At 59.3% G+C, this 16,734-nt stretch carries 7 protein-coding genes; 4 read left to right on the top strand and 3 right to left on the bottom strand.

Going from position 1 to position 16,734, the window contains the following annotated elements:
- Positions 1–210: 210 nt before the first annotated feature.
- Positions 211–1,161: a hypothetical protein gene (locus CRI94_RS06390; protein ID WP_098074819.1), complete on the bottom strand. Its 951-nt coding sequence runs from the start codon at positions 1,159–1,161 to the stop codon at positions 211–213.
- A gap of 1,718 nt (positions 1,162–2,879) precedes the next feature.
- On the opposite strand from CRI94_RS06390, the gene CRI94_RS06380 reads away from it, so the two are divergent.
- Entirely contained in the window at positions 2,880–3,851 is a 972-nt protein-coding gene (locus CRI94_RS06380) for an integron integrase (protein WP_098074817.1), read from the top strand.
- Positions 3,852–3,941: 90 nt separating this feature from the next.
- Here CRI94_RS06380 and glgX read toward each other — a convergent pair whose 3' ends face one another.
- Entirely contained in the window at positions 3,942–6,248 is a 2,307-nt protein-coding gene (glgX, locus tag CRI94_RS06375) for a glycogen debranching protein GlgX (RefSeq protein ID WP_098074816.1), read from the bottom strand.
- A 956-nt stretch (positions 6,249–7,204) separates the two neighbouring features.
- Here glgX and CRI94_RS06370 point away from each other — a divergent pair.
- From CRI94_RS06370 to glgB, 3 genes are all read left to right on the top strand, one after another.
- Complete coding sequence (locus tag CRI94_RS06370; RefSeq protein WP_098074815.1) at positions 7,205–9,292, top strand: maltotransferase domain-containing protein; 2,088 nt, start codon at positions 7,205–7,207, stop codon at positions 9,290–9,292.
- A gap of 817 nt (positions 9,293–10,109) precedes the next feature.
- Entirely contained in the window at positions 10,110–13,583 is a 3,474-nt protein-coding gene (locus CRI94_RS06365; protein WP_098074814.1) for an alpha-amylase family glycosyl hydrolase, read from the top strand.
- A 60-nt stretch (positions 13,584–13,643) separates the two neighbouring features.
- A complete protein-coding gene (glgB, locus tag CRI94_RS06360; protein WP_098074813.1) occupies positions 13,644–15,515 on the top strand; it encodes a 1,4-alpha-glucan branching protein GlgB in 1,872 nt (623 codons plus the stop codon).
- A 179-nt stretch (positions 15,516–15,694) separates the two neighbouring features.
- Here the strand turns inward: glgB and CRI94_RS06355 are convergent, their stop codons facing one another.
- On the bottom strand, positions 15,695–16,510 hold the full coding sequence (locus CRI94_RS06355) for a mechanosensitive ion channel family protein (protein WP_098074812.1): 816 nt from the start codon (positions 16,508–16,510) through the stop codon (positions 15,695–15,697).
- Between the last annotated feature and the right edge of the window lie 224 nt (positions 16,511–16,734).

Genomic DNA, 16,734 nt, shown 5'->3' with positions numbered 1-16,734 from the left:
TCTACCGCCCTCATGCGTCGATATAGGGCGAACAGAGGAGCTATGCCCTCTGCCCAGAGTCACATGTACTCACGCACAGACCCAGAAAAAACATCCCTTCTACTTGTGCTTGGCATAATAAGAGCGCCGTGTTATACATCTTTGACCCAACAGACAGTTGAACCTCTACAGAATCAAGCATCACATCATCACACCGTCGACCGGGCACGGCTACCGATCAACCAGGTCTATCGGCAACACATCAGCCAACTGAACGACGACACGCGTCCCGTCTCGCCACACGTGCAGAGTTGCTGAAAACGAGTGCGTCCGCCCTCCTTTGACTCCAGGCGTAAACAGTGGCAGCATCCGAATGGCGGATCGGATGGCGTCAACCCTCGACTCAGAAGGCTCCGAGGACCCTGCTCCCCACCGATCGACGAGGCGGATGTCATCCACAACCGGTCGTCCGGTCGGGTCCACGATGATGCGAGTTTCTACGTACTGTGCTGAGTCTGAAGAGGTGAATGCCTCAATCTTACCGGAGGAGGAAAGGTGTTTCCCAAGACTATCCGACCCGCCCGGGAACTGCGGCGTCGAATATGGCGCATTGTGAACCGTATCCACTTGGGTGACGTGGCCCACGTCCACTCGGAGTCGAATCTCACGGGCATAGACGGAGCGGAATCCACTGGACCCCTGTTGAAGGAGCGAGCCCCGTGGTGCGCGGAGCGTTCCGGAATACCACTGAGCGAACGCTTGGCCGTCTTGATGATCAATCCCGAGTAGATTCTTGATGCGGTCCATCGAATGCCGGCGCTTCGGTCCACAACAACTTTGGACGCCTGTCAGGAAAAGGCTATCCTGTTCAATGCTCCAGACGGCCTGATATCCACGCCAGCATGCGCTGCACATGTCGAACTCAACAACAACGCCTTGTGGAGACTGCTCGACAGTGTCAGCGCTGTTGAATGAAATCCCACCACCCGAATCGCTCCTTTCGAGCAACGGAGCGAGCGGCGTGTTGGCGATGCCCAGAGTGTCATCATTGATCACAAGCAGATCGAACGCTTGGGGCGTACGCTGCGATCGCGCACCGACATCTATTGAGACGGTAAATGCGAGCAGCAGAAGGCCAACAGCAAAGCACGTGATAAAGACTAGTGCAGAGCGAACTGACATCTGGAGGACTCTAGATGTATAACGGTTTAGCTCACCGGCGGTGATCACGCCGCGTCTCGCGATGAGTAACCGAGACGCGACGGTCGTTCAAGGCGCACACCGACACCGTCCGGTGCAGCGCGTGGTTATATGGCATTTCATGAACTCGCTTTCTTCTGCCGAAGAGCTGCAACTTCTTCTTCCAGATGTTTGTGAAGCGCCCAAGTTAATGGCTTCCGAGGACCCGTCTCTCGACGCCCAATTCCGTTTACGTTGCGGCGGGCCACCTCCACAAACGACGTTGGGGTCCGATGCAGCACCAGATCCACGAGTAAAGTGTCGGATCTATCATCCGGACGAACCTCGACACTCACGTCACCGCGCCGATATCGAAACGATGGCCCGTCACGACGAAGACGAGCTCGTTTGAAGTCATATTTATCGACTAGAAAGCGAAACCTCTTGAGTACTGACTCCGCAAAGTCTGGATAGAATGCGCAGCTTTCCCATGTGCGGTCGGAAACGACGTACGACCGCAGGGAATCGTCCAGAGGATGGTTGTGCTTCGACTTTCGTTCAACCCAGGCCTCATAAGCCCAGAACAACAACGTGCCAACCCCGGAGAGCACGAGAGCCCCAACAGTAAATAGAACTTTGATGTCCATGAGGATAGCATCGATGCCATATAACGGGTTAGCTCACCGGCGGTGATTCACGCCACGCCTCGCGGTGAGCAACCGAGACGCAGCGATTGATTCAAGGTACACTCGGACACCGTCCGGTGCAGCGACGGGTTATGCTTCCTTGCTCTTAGAAATGAGGTTTAGCACCGATGGTCTCCACCTTCTACTGCTAAACCCAAATGAAGCGGGGTGACTTGTCCGACCGGCTAACGACGTTCCGTACCGTCGAGTTGGAATTGCATAATCGCCCTCGGATATGGTTTGCTCTGAGGAGTCAGGAGACGGAAGATGCTTCCATAGCCCTTTCCCAAGAACGACGATACATCCCGGATTGAGCGCTTCGACAACTTCTTCAAATGGCGCCTTCGAGATCTCCCACATCCGTTCCGTGGGCCTCTTTCTGGGTCCTTCGCCGACTAACTCTTGAACGTAGTTGTAGAAAGCAACAGAATCCCAGAACTCGCGGTGTGATACGGCGCCCTTCTCAACAAGGACTCGCTTGGCTCGAGTCCAGAAGGTGCTCTTGCTCTTCCATTTTCCACTGGCATGAGTCTCAACACAATGCTGAGTGAAGTCACGAGGCTTTGCATTACCGTTACTCGTGTAATGCGACTCGCCGACCATTAGCACCCTTGTTCCCCATCTGCTCTTGGACCCGTAATTGGAGCCAACCCAAGGCAAAAAACGTACAGAGTCTGAGAATTTCATTTTCAACGAAATTGCGGTGCTGTTTAGTCAAGAAGCATAACATTATAATTATCCGGAAGGCTTCCGGATAGTAAAAACTATCCGGATTAAATCGGGCCCCAACGAGGCTAACACGATATTGTCGCGATGAATGCTATCCGGAAGGGGTACGGAATTACGCATACTATCCGGACAAAGTCCAGTACACTTTCCGTCCGAAGTCAATTGATCACAAATCTAAGTATTCTGGATGTGGCGAAAGCGTGAAAGATGTCTCGGACGTTTCCTCTAGTGCTGACGTTATGAAATCGCCCGCGAAAGGGTCTTATAGATTCAACACACCCTTTCCGCTTTTTTGTCTTTCGAGACATGCCTTCTGACCGTTCTCCTAAACTTCTGGATCGGGTACGCTCGATCTGCCGGCGGCGAGCGTACAGTCTCCACACCGAGCGGGCGTATGTTCGGTGGATTCGACGGTACGTCCTATTTCACGACACCACCCACCCGCGCCACCTCACGGCTCCGGATGTCCGCGACTATCTCTCCTATCTCGCAAGAGAACGGCACGTCGCTGCATCGACGCAGAACCAGGCGCTGAACGCCCTGGTCTTCCTTTACAAAAATGTCCTCCACAAACCTATCGGCGACCTCAAAGCGATCGAGCGGGCTCGTCGACCGAAGCGCCTTCCGACCGTCCTCTCACGTGATGAAGTGCGTGCGTTGTTTAAGGAAATGAGCGGAGTGAATCGCCGTGTGTCGTTTCTTCTCTACGGCTCCGGATTGCGCGTCTCGGAAGCCCTGCGACTGCGCGTCAAAGATCTCGATATGCAGAATAAACGACTGATCGTGCGCAGCGGAAAAGGAAAGAAAGACCGGGTCGCCCTCCTGCCGGAACGCCTCATCCCAGACATCGGACAGCAGCTTGAGACAGCTCGACGCGTATACGAAAGAGATAGGTGCGCGGGAGATCCGCCGGTCTCGCTCCCCACAGCACTAGACCGAAAATACCGAGCGGCATCAAGGAGTTGGATCTGGTTTTACCTGTTTCCGTCGACGCGAACCACGCAACACCCCCGAAGCGGCGTGGAATGCCGTCACCACCGTTCCCCTTCCACCGTCCGCAAGACAATCAAACGGGCGTGCGCACGTGCGAGGATTTCAAAGCGAGTAACCTGCCACACGCTCCGGCACAGCTTTGCTACCCACCTCATTGAAGACGGCTATGACGTACGTACAGTCCAGAAACTGCTCGGCCACTCGGATCTGCGCACAACGATGCAGTATGTCCATGTCGCCAACCGAGTCCCACACGGCGTCAAAAGCCCGATCGACAACCTGTAGCCTACTGCAAACGGCGAAAATATCAGCGAGATAATCGTCCGTCACGGATGGAATCCAATTAAGCATCCCCAATCCTCAATCCAGAATCTCCTACCGCTTCGCTTTCAGAGCCACGAGCAGATGCGGCCCGAGCTCCAACGTGTCGCCCGGCTGGAACGGACCGTCCGGATCGACCATCTCCGCCAGCTCCGGCACAAGCTCCCACGCCTGACACGTTTTATCCTCCAGCTCGTTGGTTTCCTCGGGAAGGGTATACTCGATGGGCTCATCGCCCTGATTCATGAGCACGAGGAAGCTGTCGTCGATCATCTCGTCGCCGCGCATGTCGACGTCCGGTAGTTCGCCGCGGAGCAAGAACCCGAAGCCGCTCAGCGAGTCGTCCGCCCAGTCATCATGCTCCATGGCGCGCCCCTCGGGATGCCACCAGAGGACATCGCCGGTGCCGTTCTCGGTGTCGGCCGGCGAAAGGAAGTGGCGCCGACGGAAGCTCGGGTGCTTGCGGCGAAACTCGGTGAGCTTCTGAACGAACGTGAGAAACTTCTTCTCGTCCTCGTCGAGGTCCCAGTCGTACCAGGTGATCTCATTATCCTGGCAGTACGGATTGTTGTTGCCTCGCCGCGTGTGCGAGAGCTCGTCGCCTCCGAGGATCATCGGCACCCCCTGACTGAGCAGAAGTGTCGCCATCAAGCTGCGCTTCCGCCGCTGGCGACATTCTACAACTTTCGGCGAGTTGCTCGGGCCCTCTTTCCCGCAATTCGTCGACAGGTTGTGGTCGTGGCCGTCGCGGTTCCCTTCCTTGTTGGCTTCGTTGTGCTTGCGCTCGTAGCTAACGAGGTCGTGCAGCGTGAAGCCGTCATGCGCCGTGATAAAGTTGATCGACGCAAAAGGTCTGCGCCCGCTCCGCTCGTAGAGATCGCTGGAGCCTGCCATGCGGGTTGCCATCTCTCCGTTCAGACCGGAATCGCCCTTCCAGTAGCCGCGCACGGTGTCGCGGTAGCGCCCATTCCACTCGGCCCACTGCCATGGGAAGCCGCCGACCTGATAGCCGCCGGGACCGACGTCCCACGGCTCGGCAATGAGCTTCACCTGCGAGAGCACCGGGTCCTGCTGGATGATCTTGAAGAACGGGGCCAGCATGTTGATGTCGTACAGCTCGCGAGCGAGCGTCGACGCCAGATCGAAGCGGAAGCCGTCGACGTGCATCTCGTTCACCCAGTACCGCAGGCTGTCCATGATCAGCTGCAGCACGTAGGAGTCCCCCGGATCCAGCGTGTTGCCGGTGCCGGTGTAGTCCATGTAATACCGGCTGTCGTCGGGGTGCAGCTTGTAGTACGTCTGGTTATCGATGCCGCGGAGCGAAAGCGTCGGCCCGAGGTGACTTCCTTCGCACGTATGGTTGTAGACGACGTCGATGATGACCTCCAGCCCGGCGTTATGGAGCGCGCGCACCATCATTTTGAAGTCGCGCACCGCTGTCACCGGCCCGTTGGTCGAATACTCGGGCTCCGGCGCAAAGTAAGCGAGCGTGTTGTAGCCCCAGTAATTGCGCAGCCCTTTCTCCAGAAGGAAGCGATCTTGCAGCTTCGCGTGGACCGGCAGGAGCTGCACGGTCGTCACACCAAGATCCTTAAAGTGATCGATGATCGGCTCGGAGGAGATGCCCAGATACGTACCCCGAAGCGACTCCGGGACGTCCGGATGGCGCTTCGTCAGGCCCTTGACGTGCGTTTCGTAGATGAGCGTGTCCTTCCACGGGATCGACGGCAGCCGGTCGTTGCCCCAGGCGAAGGTATCCTCCACGACGGCCCCGAGCGGAGCGTACGGAGCGCTGTCCCGGTCGTCGAAGGAGAGGTCCTCTTTGTCGCTGCCCACGTGGTATCCAAACAGACTGTCGTCCCAGCGGAGCGGGCGACCGATGGCTTTCGCGTACGGGTCGAGCAGCACCTTATTGGGATTAAATCGGTGGCCACTCGCCGGGTCGTACGGACCGTAGACGCGGTAGCCGTACAGCTGTCCCGGCCGCAGATTCGTAACATAGCCGTGCCAGATCGGACCGGTCCGCTCGGGTAAATCGAACGTCACGGATGGCGCCGAATCGTCGGGATGGTCGAAAAGAAGAAGTTCGACCCGGTCCGCATTCGCACTGTGAAGTACAAAGTTGACCCCGATTCCATCCCACGTCGCTCCACGTGGATACGGAAGCCCGGGTCGGATCGTCAACCCTTTCTGGCGATGGGACGGCTCCGACCGGTAGCGCGGAGGGTACCGGCGAGCTGGCGAAACCGGCCCGTTACCGTGGCCGGGTGAACCGGGAATAAACGATTCAGGATCGCTCGGCCGAGGGTTCGACGAGTCCCCAGATAAGTCGGTACTGGAATCCACGGCTAAGGATGTCATGAAGGGAACGCAGTGTGTAGGGGAAGTCGTGCGACCGTACACGCCGAAGACGCTAACCGGCGCGATCGGTCCGAGGTGCGGTTCATGCCAATGGCAACAACCGGTCCAAACCGGCTTCGGGGAGGATATGCCCTCGCACGACTTTGATAACCTGTTTGGCGGATGGACCGCGAAAACGTACGCGCAGCCGTTCGTACCTGATCACCGTTCGCACCTGATCATAGGCCTCATGGTTATACGTTGGCACGGACGCAGTCGACACGGCCCGTGAAATCACCGAAGCCTTGTGTCAAGAGCGTCGCAAGGACCGACCATTGGGAGGTCCGTACCTTTGGATGGCCGATGGATGTCCGCCAAACAGGTTGTGAGAACGTCACAAAAACCATCTATTGCTGTCCTCAGGATTCGAATGTCTGCATTGATGCAAGGAAATACAACCGTAACACGGCCGACGGTCGGACTGTACGACAGAATTCACGCGGCACGTGGTCACGCATAAATCACGGATGGCATATGCATGGGCCGCCGTATCCCACATCCTGCATGCGATAGCTGTGACTGGGTCTCGAGGAACGCGACACCGACAAACTCGCTGTTCCTCCGATTGGCCGAGTGGACCATTCTGCTGAACCCAACGAGATAATTGGCTCAAACGCGCACGATCTACGCCGCACTCACGGGGCGGTCGTCGGCGCGTGCAGGGATCGGGGCACCTGGATCGCTTCGCTCCCGGCGCAAGGTCAGGCCCGCAGGCGCCCGGAGTGTCGGCAAGAAGAAGTCGTTTGCGGGGAACGACGCTTCCGCATGCTGCTATCCTGACGTGACGGTTGTCATCGTAATGTAAAAGCAGACGATCCGGGGTTTCTGCACAGACGCCTGATCCCTATCTTCTACCGATTCCGACACGCTCGGATCGCGCCCTCACCTTCCCATCGTTCAAGCGAATCTCTCCACCCATGACGCCACCTCCGTCCTCGTCATCAACGTCCGCCGACGCGGCCGTGACCGGAACGCCCGAGCCGGTTGATGCGCCCGCGGGCACGACTGCACCGGATGATTCGACCCTTCCCAAGAAGTGGTCGCGGATCATGATCCCGTTCGTCCGCCCGTCGATTGAGGGCGGCATCTGGCCGATCAAACGCTCGGTCGATGAATCCGTCGACGTTCGCGCCGGCGTCGTGGTCGACAGTCACGAGGCGATCGAGGTGGAGCTGGTCGTTACCGATCCAGAGGGCGAGACGACCATCCACCGGATGACACCAGAGGAAAACGATGAGTACAGTGGTCGCTTCGAGGTAACGGAGCTCGGGCGCTATGCCTACACCGTGCGCGCCTGGCTCAACCGGTTCGCTACCTGGCAGGACCAGTTCCGGCGCCGCGTGGCCGGAGGCGAGCCCCACGAAGAACTCGAAAGCGAACTGCAGGCCGGCGTGGATCTCGTTCGGGCCGCCATGGAGAATGCCGACGGGACCGACGCGAAGAAACTGAAAGCCGATCTCGAAGCCTTCGAGGCAGGCGACGAGGAGGCTGCGATGGGCGAGGGCATCGCCGCGCGGGTCCGACGCAACGCACCGCACGACATGATGGTCGAGAGCCAGACCTACGAGGTGATCGTCGACCCCAAGATCGCTCGTTCCGGCGCCTGGTACGAATTTTTCCCGCGCTCCACGCGCGACGACGGCAAGCACGGCACGCTGGACGACGCAGCGGAGCGGCTCGAAGGCATCCGCGACATGGGCTTCGACGTCGTCTACCTCCCTCCAATCCACCCGATCGGCGTGCAGCACCGAAAGGGCAAAGACAATGCCCCGACAGCCGAGCCCGGCGATCCGGGGAGCCCATGGGCCATTGGCGGTCTGCTTGAGGACGGCACGAAGGGCGGCCACAAGAGCGTCCACCCGGACCTCGGCGGCATGGAAGCATTCGACCGCTTCGTAGAAAAGGCGGAAGATGTCGGGCTGAAAGTGGCAATCGACATCGCGTTTCAAACGTCGCCGGATCATCCGTACGTGGAGGATCACCCGGAGTGGTTCCACCACCGCCCGGACGGCAGCATCCGTTACGCGGAGAACCCGCCGAAGAAGTACCAGGACGTCTACCCGATCAACTTCGAGAACGAGGACTGGCCGGCGCTCTGGACGGAGCTGCAAGACGTCTTCCAGTTCTGGATCGACCGTGGCGTCACGATCTTCCGCGTGGACAACCCGCACACGAAGCCGTTCGCCTTCTGGGAATGGTGCCTCGCGGAGCTGCGCAAGGACACGCCCGAGCTGATCGTGCTCTCCGAGGCGTTCACCAAGCCGAAGACGATGTACGGCCTCGCGAAACTCGGCTTCAACAACAGCTACACGTACTTCACCTGGCGCAATACGAAGGACGAGCTGACCGGCTACGCGAAAGAGCTTTTCCACACGGACGTCGCCGAATACTTCCGCCCCAACTTCTGGCCCAACACGCCGGACATCCTGCACGACTTCCTCGTCCATGGCGGGCGCGCAGCACACCAACTCCGGTTTGTTCTCGCGGCGACGCTGTCCAGCGCTTACGGCGTCTACGGCCCGCCGTACGAGCATGTGTTCAACCACCAGCACCCGGACCGCGAGGAGTACGCCAAGAATGAGAAGTACGAAATCCGGACGTGGAACTGGGACGACCCGATGAGTCTGCAGGACTTCATGGGTCGCGTGAACGCGATTCGGAAGGACAACCCTGCCTTGCAGCAAATGCGGTCCATCCGGTTCCACGAGACGAAGAACCCGAACCTCATCGCTTACAGCAAGAAGTCGGGAGATAACTTGATTGTCGTCGTTGTGAACCTGGACCCGCACAACCCGCAGGAAGGCCAGCTCGACCTGGACAACGGAGCGCTGGGCCTGCCGCACGACGATGCATTCATAGCGAACGATCTGCTAAACGACACCCGCTACACGTGGCGAGGCCAGCATCACTACGTCCGCCTCTCTCCGGACCGCCCCGCACACATCTTCCGCTTGGAACAGGAAGGCCAGGAGCACGAGGTCTTCGAGCGCCCGGTTCATGACTGAGGTTGCGTCTCCGCACATGTAATTGATCTTCCGGCGCCCTGCCTTTTTCGGTGGGGCGTCGTTTTTTGTGGATAGTGGATGGTTGATGGTGGATTGGATTTAATCCGTGGGCTGGGAGAGATATCCGACGGGTGGCGTGCGAACCGTAACCATTCGTAGACATCGGCGATGCAGATAGGACTACGTCCAATTCCCAATCCCTACTTCCGAATGCCAGATCGCTACAAAGAGGTTTTCCCATTCCCGATCGGCAAAACACGCCACACCGTAGACCGTCGCACGGCCGTGCAAAGCTACCAACGTTTGAAAATACCCGGCACGCGCCGATCCACGCATTCTCGATCAACACATCCAGCCGATTCCGCTTCCCTGGACACATCGCCCCGACCCGGCGCTCCAATCCATAATCCGCAATCCGGTATTCGAGACGAACCTGGGAAGGCACTTTTCCTCCTCACAGATCCCGATATACCGACCGTCACACGGCCGTGCGACGCTACGCACACCCACGCGACCAAACATTTTGGGGGAAAGGGCTCTGGACCTGCAATGTATGCACTTGATAGAAATCCTGAATCCTCAATCCTCCATCCCATATCCCCAATTCCGAATCCCCAATCCCGTATTCCAAACGGCCCGACGTTCTAACGAATTAACGTCCCAACGCGTCACCGGAAACGCTTCTCTTCACACATCTTCAAACATTCGAGATCCGAGGTTAGAAAACTGTTTCCCGGATGTACCGTTAGCAACATCTGTCCGACCTGGAGCCGAATTCGGCATCGTAAATCGCTGTTCCCAAAACATACCGTAGCGCATGTCCGACTCTTTCCTGACCGACCCGCTCTGGTACAAGGACGCCGTCATCTACGAGTTGCACGTGCGCTCGTTTTACGACTCGAATAACGATGGATACGGCGACTTCCAGGGCATGCGGGAAAAGCTCCCGTACCTGGAGTCCCTCGGTGTGAACACGCTGTGGCTCCTCCCCTTTCTGGAAAGCCCGCTCAAGGACGACGGCTACGATACGGCGGACTACTTCAAGGTCCTGCCCGTGCACGGTGACCTCGATGACTTTCAGGCCTTTCTCGACGAGGCGCACGCGCGCGGCATGCGCGTCATTACGGAACTGGTGCTCAACCACACCTCGGATCAGCACCCGTGGTTTCAGGAAGCCCGCGACCCCAGTTCCGATAAGCACGATTGGTACGTCTGGAACGAAACGGACGATAAATACGAGGACGTCCGTATCATCTTTACAGATACGGAGGTGTCGAACTGGACGTGGGACCAGAAAGCTCAGAAATATTACTGGCACCGCTTCTTCTCCCACCAACCGGACCTCAACTACGACAACCCGAAGGTCCGGGAGAAGATGAAGGAAGTCATGTTTTTCTGGCTGGATATGGGCGTCGACGGGCTCCGGCTCGACGCCGTGCCGTATCTCTTCGAACGGGAGGGGACGAACAGCGAGAACCTGCCGGAGACGATCGATTACATCAAGTACCTTCGCGCCGCCGTGGAAGAGCGGTACGGCCCTGGCAAAGTTCTGCTTGCGGAAGCAAACCAGTGGCCGGAAGACACACTCCCGTATTTCGGAGGGGACGAGAACGAACAGGATGTCGATCCGAGCGGCGATGGTTCTCTGGAAACATCAACCTCCTCGAACGGCCAGTCGGGAAATACGTCGAGCAGCCGGTCCACTGGCGTGCAGATGGCGTTCAACTTCCCGATCATGCCGCGCATGTTCATGGCACTCCGGCGGGAGAATCGGCGTCCGCTTGTGGAGATGATGGAGCTCACGAAGGACATCCCGGACGACGCCCAGTGGGCCATCTTCCTCCGCAATCACGATGAGCTGACGCTCGAGATGGTGACGGACGAAGAGCGAGACTACATGTACCACGAGTATGCCGCCGATGGGCGATTCCGAATCAACGTTGGGATCCGGCGCCGCCTGGCCCCGCTCCTGGGTGGCGAACGCCGTCGGATCGAGCTCATGAAAGCGCTCCTCTTCTCGCTCGACGGCAGCCCCGTCATTTACTACGGCGATGAGATTGGAATGGGCGACGACCCGTTCCTCGGCGACCGAAACGGGGTGCGCACGCCGATGCAGTGGCGACCGGACAAGAACGGCGGGTTCTCCCGCGCCGAGCATCCTCGCCTTTTCCTCCCCCCGATCAACCGCGGGCGCTACAGCTACGAGGTGGTAAATGTGGAGGATGCCATGAATGACCCGCATTCCCTCCTTCACTTTACGCGTCGGCTCATCACGATGCGTCAGCAGCACAAGGAGGTGTTTGGACGGGGAACGCTGGATCTTATTCCGGTGGATAACACGAGCGTGCTCACATTTGTCCGCGAATACGAAGGAGAAAAAATCCTCGTCGTCGCCAACTTGTCGCGGTACGCGCAGGCGATCAACCTTCCGAGCGACCACGACCTGGGTGGACTCGCGCCCGTCGAGCTGTTCAGCCAGGCGCCGTTCCCGGCCATTCAGTCCGAGGAAGCGTATCCCCTCACCATCGGCCCGCACGGCTTTTACTGGTTCAAGCTCGAGCCGGAAGAAGAAATCGATCGGGCCGAAAAAACCGAACGTGTCCTCCAGCTCGCAGAGCGCGGCCCGGACGGCTCCCCGCTACCGGTTCTCACGGTCGCGGAAGGGCTGCAGAACCTTCTTGTGCCGACCATGGCGCAGTACACGGGACCCGAAGCTCTCGCCCGCATTCTGCCAGACTTCGTCGCCGATCAACGGTGGTTTGGCTCAAAGGGCCGGCCCATCGACAGCGTGACGGTCGAAGACGCTGTCCGCCTCTCGTCGGACCCGACGATTTACCTCTCGATCATCTCCGTCGAACAGGAGGGTTCGAACGACCTCTACACCCTTCCGCTCGCGACAGCCAGCGGCCCGGAAGCGGAGGAGCTGCTCTCGGAGCGGCCGGAATCTGCGCTGGCCTGGATCGATGTCCAGGAATCCCATCGCGGAGATGCGCGGCGTCAACTCGTCTACGACGCCACCGCACAACCCGCCTTCTGGTCCACGCTCTACCGCTGGTGGCAAAACGGCGGTAGAAATCGCTCACTGAAAGGCCTGTATATCGCGGACTCGTCGACTGACGCTCCATCGGCCGATGCCTCGAAGGTTCAACTTCTCACGGGTGAACAGAGCAACACATCTGCGGTGATTGACGGAGCGCACTTCGTCAAGCTGTATCGCCGGCTCGAACGCGGGACGAATCCGGAGAAAGAGCTGTTGAATCACCTCACGGGTACGGGCTTCCGCTTCGCTCCGCACCTGCACGGGACGATCGACGTAAAGCGCAACTACCGTCGCTACACGATCGGCATCGTACAGGAGGCTCTCCCCGTGGAAACCGATGGCTGGAGCCATGCCCTGCAGGCAACGCGCCGCTTCCTCGACCGAGTCAAGGATGCACCACTCCCCGCCGAAGCCGATGAGGCCGAGGAGGCATTGCAATATGGGCCGACACAGGGAATTGCTGCCCCCGTCTGGCTGGAAGATGTTGCCTCCGAGATGATTCAGCTCGCGCACGTGCTCGGTGTTCGCACCGCCGAAATGCATCGCGCCCTCGCGAAAGGATCTGGCCCCGACCTGTCTCCGCTCCCCGCGGACGAGTCCGCCGGAACGAAGCTGCAGGAGCGCGTCCGGGCCGAGCTCGGGGATACGCGAGAGATGATCGAGAACGCCAGCACCCGGAGCGACTCGTCGATCACCCAAGCCGACGTGCCGAGCGAAGCGGCCTGGGAACGGGCAATCGCTCGTCTCGACGCCCTCGTCGGCACCGGTGCCGATCACGATCGCATCCGCATCCACGGAGATTATCATCTCGGTCAGGTGCTGCGTGCCGACGGCGACTTCTACATTCTCGACTTCGAGGGAGAACCTGTCCGCTCGCTCAGTGAACGTCGTCAGCGCGAGAATGCGCTCCGCGATGTGGCCGGAATGCTCCGCTCGATCGAGTACGCTGTTCTGGCCGCCTGGCAGGATCACACGGGAACCGACACGGACTACGCCGGGTGGGTTGACGCTCTCGTTCGCTGGGCCGACATTACCTTCCTGAATGCGTACGGTGGGACCGCCGACGAGGCCTCGTTCCTGCAACCGCCGGAAACACGCTACGACTTCCTCTGGGCTTATCTCTTCGATAAAGCCATTTATGAGGTACGCTACGAACTCAACCATCGCCCGTCGTGGGCCTGGCTTCCGCTTCGAGGGCTCCGCCGCCTTCTCGACGACCGGGAAATCGTCCCCCCGGAGCCGGTCGAATAACGTTCGGCCCCCGAGCCTGTGCACACGCACCCCGCATCTTTTCCCATTTAGATACGCCACATGCCTCGCTTAACGGACGACGACTTTTACTTCTGGAACGAAGGAAAGCATTACACCAGCTACGAGCGCCTCGGCGCACATCCGGATGACAGCGGTACCTGGTTCACCGTCTGGGCCCCGAACGCTCACCAGGTGTCCGTCATGGGCGACTTTAATGACTGGGACTCCGCGGCGTCCAAGCTGGAACGACGTAAGGGCGGCTTGTGGGAAGGCTACGTGCGCGGCGCCGCTCCCGAGGACCGCTACAAGTACCGCATTCAGGCAAACTACGAGGAGCTCGACCGGACGGACCCGTACGCCTTCCGAATGGAGGCGCCGGCTGAGAACACATATGAGGGTCTCTCCTCCATCATCACGGACCTCGACGACTTTACGTGGTCCGACGATGACTGGATGGAGCAGCGCGAAGGTCCGAGCGGCCTGAACAAGCCCGTCTCGATCTACGAGGTGCACCTCGGCTCGTGGCGTCACAAGGAGCAGGGCGAAAGCTTATCCTACCGCGAAATTGCGGAGCCGCTCGCCGACCACGTAGAGGAATGCGGTTTCACGCACGTCGAGTTTCTTCCGCTCGCCGAGCATCCCTACTATGGATCATGGGGCTACCAGATCGTCGGCTACTACGCCCCGACCTTCCGGTACGGCTCGCCGCAGGATCTGATGTACCTGATCAACTACCTGCACGAGCGCGGCATCGGCGTCATCATGGACTGGGTGCCCGGGCACTTTGCCACGGACCCGCAGGGCCTCGCATTCTTCGACGGATCGCACCTCTTCGAGTATGAGGATCCGCTCATGCGCTCCCACCCCGACTGGGGCACGCGCGTGTTCGACTTCGGAAAAGCCGGCGTCCGGAACTTCCTCATCTCGAACGCACTCTTCTGGCTCGATCGCTACCACGTCGACGGGCTCCGCGTGGATGCCGTGGCGTCGATGCTATACCGCGACTATTCGCGTGAAGGCGAGTGGAGTCCGAACGCGTACGGCGGGCGCGAGAACCTCGAGGCCATCGAACTCCTGCAGGACACCAACAAGCGCGTCTACGAGCAATTCCCCGAAGCCCTCATGCTCGCGGAGGAATCCACCGCCTGGCCGGGCGTTTCCAAGCCGGTCGACACGGGCGGTCTGGGCTTCCTCTACAAGTGGAATATGGGCTGGATGCACGACACGCTCGACTACGTCAGCAATGACCCAGTGCATCGCCAGTATCACCACGGCGAGCTGACCTGGACCCTCTCGTGGGCCTTTTCGGAGAACTACGCGCTTCCGCTCTCGCACGACGAGGTTGTGCACGGAAAGAAGTCGCTCTGGAGCAAGATGCCGGGCGACGACTGGCAGAAAGCCGCCAACATGCGCCTCCTCTTTACGCACATGTTCGGCCACCCGGGCAAGAAGCTGCTCTTCATGGGCGGCGAGTTTGGACAGTACCACGAATGGGATCACGATGAGTCACTCGAGTGGCATGTCGCGGAGAAAGACTTGCATCGCGGAATCCAGGCGTGGTTCTCGGATCTGAACCACCTCTACCAGAACCATCAGGCGCTCTGGAACGACGACAACGATGGCTTCGAGTGGATTTCCTACGACGACCGTGCGAACAGCGTCGTCGCTTACATCCGAAGGTATGAAGGCAAAGAGCTCGTCTTCATCCTCAACTTCACGCCGGTCGTCCGGAAAAACTATCGGATTGGCCTCCCGGGGGGCGGCGTCTGGACGGAATTGCTGAATAGCGACGCCAGCGTCTACGGTGGCGGTAATGTCGGCAACCAGGGCACGGTACACTCCGAACCGGTCAGCGCACATGGACGCACGCACTCGATTGAACTCACGCTGCCCCCACTTGCCGGCCTCATCCTCGAACGCGGCGACGAATAACCGACGCCAACATTCGCACCGAAGCAATAGCAACGCCCCGACCGGACTCGCTCCGATCGGGGCGTTGCTATGTTCAGGGTTTAGGGTTCAGGGTTCAACGTTCAGGGTTCAAAGTTAACACCTAAACACCTTCACACTTCGACACGTCCATACCTTCACACCTTCATACCTCCAGACATCTATACGTCGACGCCGTCGACATGCACGTCCATCTGCGGGTACGGGATGCCGATGCCAGCGTCGTCGAGGTGGTCCTTCACCGCTTGTGTGAGGCGCTCGCGGACGTCCCAGTAGTCGGCTGTCGTGGACCAGACGCGCACGGACCAGTTGATGCAGGAATCGCCGAGGCTGTCGAGGTAGACGACTACGTCTTTGTCGTCAAGACGACCGTCCACGGACTCGGCCGCGGCCTGGAGGACAGCGCGGGTTTCGTCCAGGCTGGCGGGGTAGTCGGTTCCCACGCTTACGTCGACGCGGCGCGTGTCGTGGAACGTCACGTTCTCGATGGTCGACCCGAAGATTTCGCCGTTGGGGATGATGATCCGGCGGTTGTCCGGGGTGTCCATCTGTGTGGTGAATAGCGAGATCTCGAAGATCTTGCCCTTCTCCCCAGCCGTTTCCACGACATCACCAACCCGGAACGGTCGAAAGACAAGCAGCATGACGCCGGCAGCGAAGTTCTGCAGCGAGCCTTGAAGCGCGAGCCCCACGGCAAAACCGGCAGCGGCGAGGACAGCGGCAAGACTGGCGACGCTTACGCCAAACTTTTCAAGTACCGCAATGCCTGCGATAATCAGGACAAGATACCGCGCCATATTGGAAAAGAACTTTCCAAGCGTCGGATCGACGTTGGCACGATCGAGCCCTTTGGATGTCGCACGTTTCGCCCATCCGGCAAGGATCAGGGCGACGACGATGAGAATGAGCGCGTAGACAACATCGAACCCCATGCTAATAAGCATGTCTGTATCGATGGACTGAAGGACGTCTTCCATTCGAGGCAAGGAATAAAGGAGAGGGCAAACGAACCGTCCGATGTCCCTGGGCGGAGACCGGACGACATGATGTTACGTAGCACGGCGCATGCTGTCAACCTGTCGCCATGCTAGGCGTTGAGAGTGCGAGCGAGGCCGCCCCTTCGTGGGCGGACGGGTGCGTGGGGCGTCGCGGCACGTATCGACGGAGACCACCTCCGCGATGGACCGGCCCCTCAAACCCG

It is taken from the genome of Longibacter salinarum, from assembly GCF_002554795.1.
Classification (GTDB): domain Bacteria; phylum Bacteroidota; class Rhodothermia; order Rhodothermales; family Salinibacteraceae; genus Longibacter; species Longibacter salinarum.
This window is presented reverse-complemented; position numbering and strand designations above follow the sequence as displayed.

Bases quoted from the DNA above. Each gene is read 5' to 3' on its own strand.
- CRI94_RS06390 (WP_098074819.1), bottom strand. From the start codon at position 1,161: ATGTCAGTTCGCTCTGCACTAGTCTTTATCACGTGCTTTGCTGTTGGC.
- CRI94_RS06380 (WP_098074817.1), top strand. From the start codon at position 2,880: ATGCCTTCTGACCGTTCTCCTAAACTTCTGGATCGGGTACGCTCGATC.
- glgX (WP_098074816.1), bottom strand. From the start codon at position 6,248: ATGACATCCTTAGCCGTGGATTCCAGTACCGACTTATCTGGGGACTCG.
- CRI94_RS06370 (WP_098074815.1), top strand. From the start codon at position 7,205: ATGACGCCACCTCCGTCCTCGTCATCAACGTCCGCCGACGCGGCCGTG.
- CRI94_RS06365 (WP_098074814.1), top strand. From the start codon at position 10,110: ATGTCCGACTCTTTCCTGACCGACCCGCTCTGGTACAAGGACGCCGTC.
- glgB (WP_098074813.1), top strand. From the start codon at position 13,644: ATGCCTCGCTTAACGGACGACGACTTTTACTTCTGGAACGAAGGAAAG.
- CRI94_RS06355 (WP_098074812.1), bottom strand. From the start codon at position 16,510: ATGGAAGACGTCCTTCAGTCCATCGATACAGACATGCTTATTAGCATG.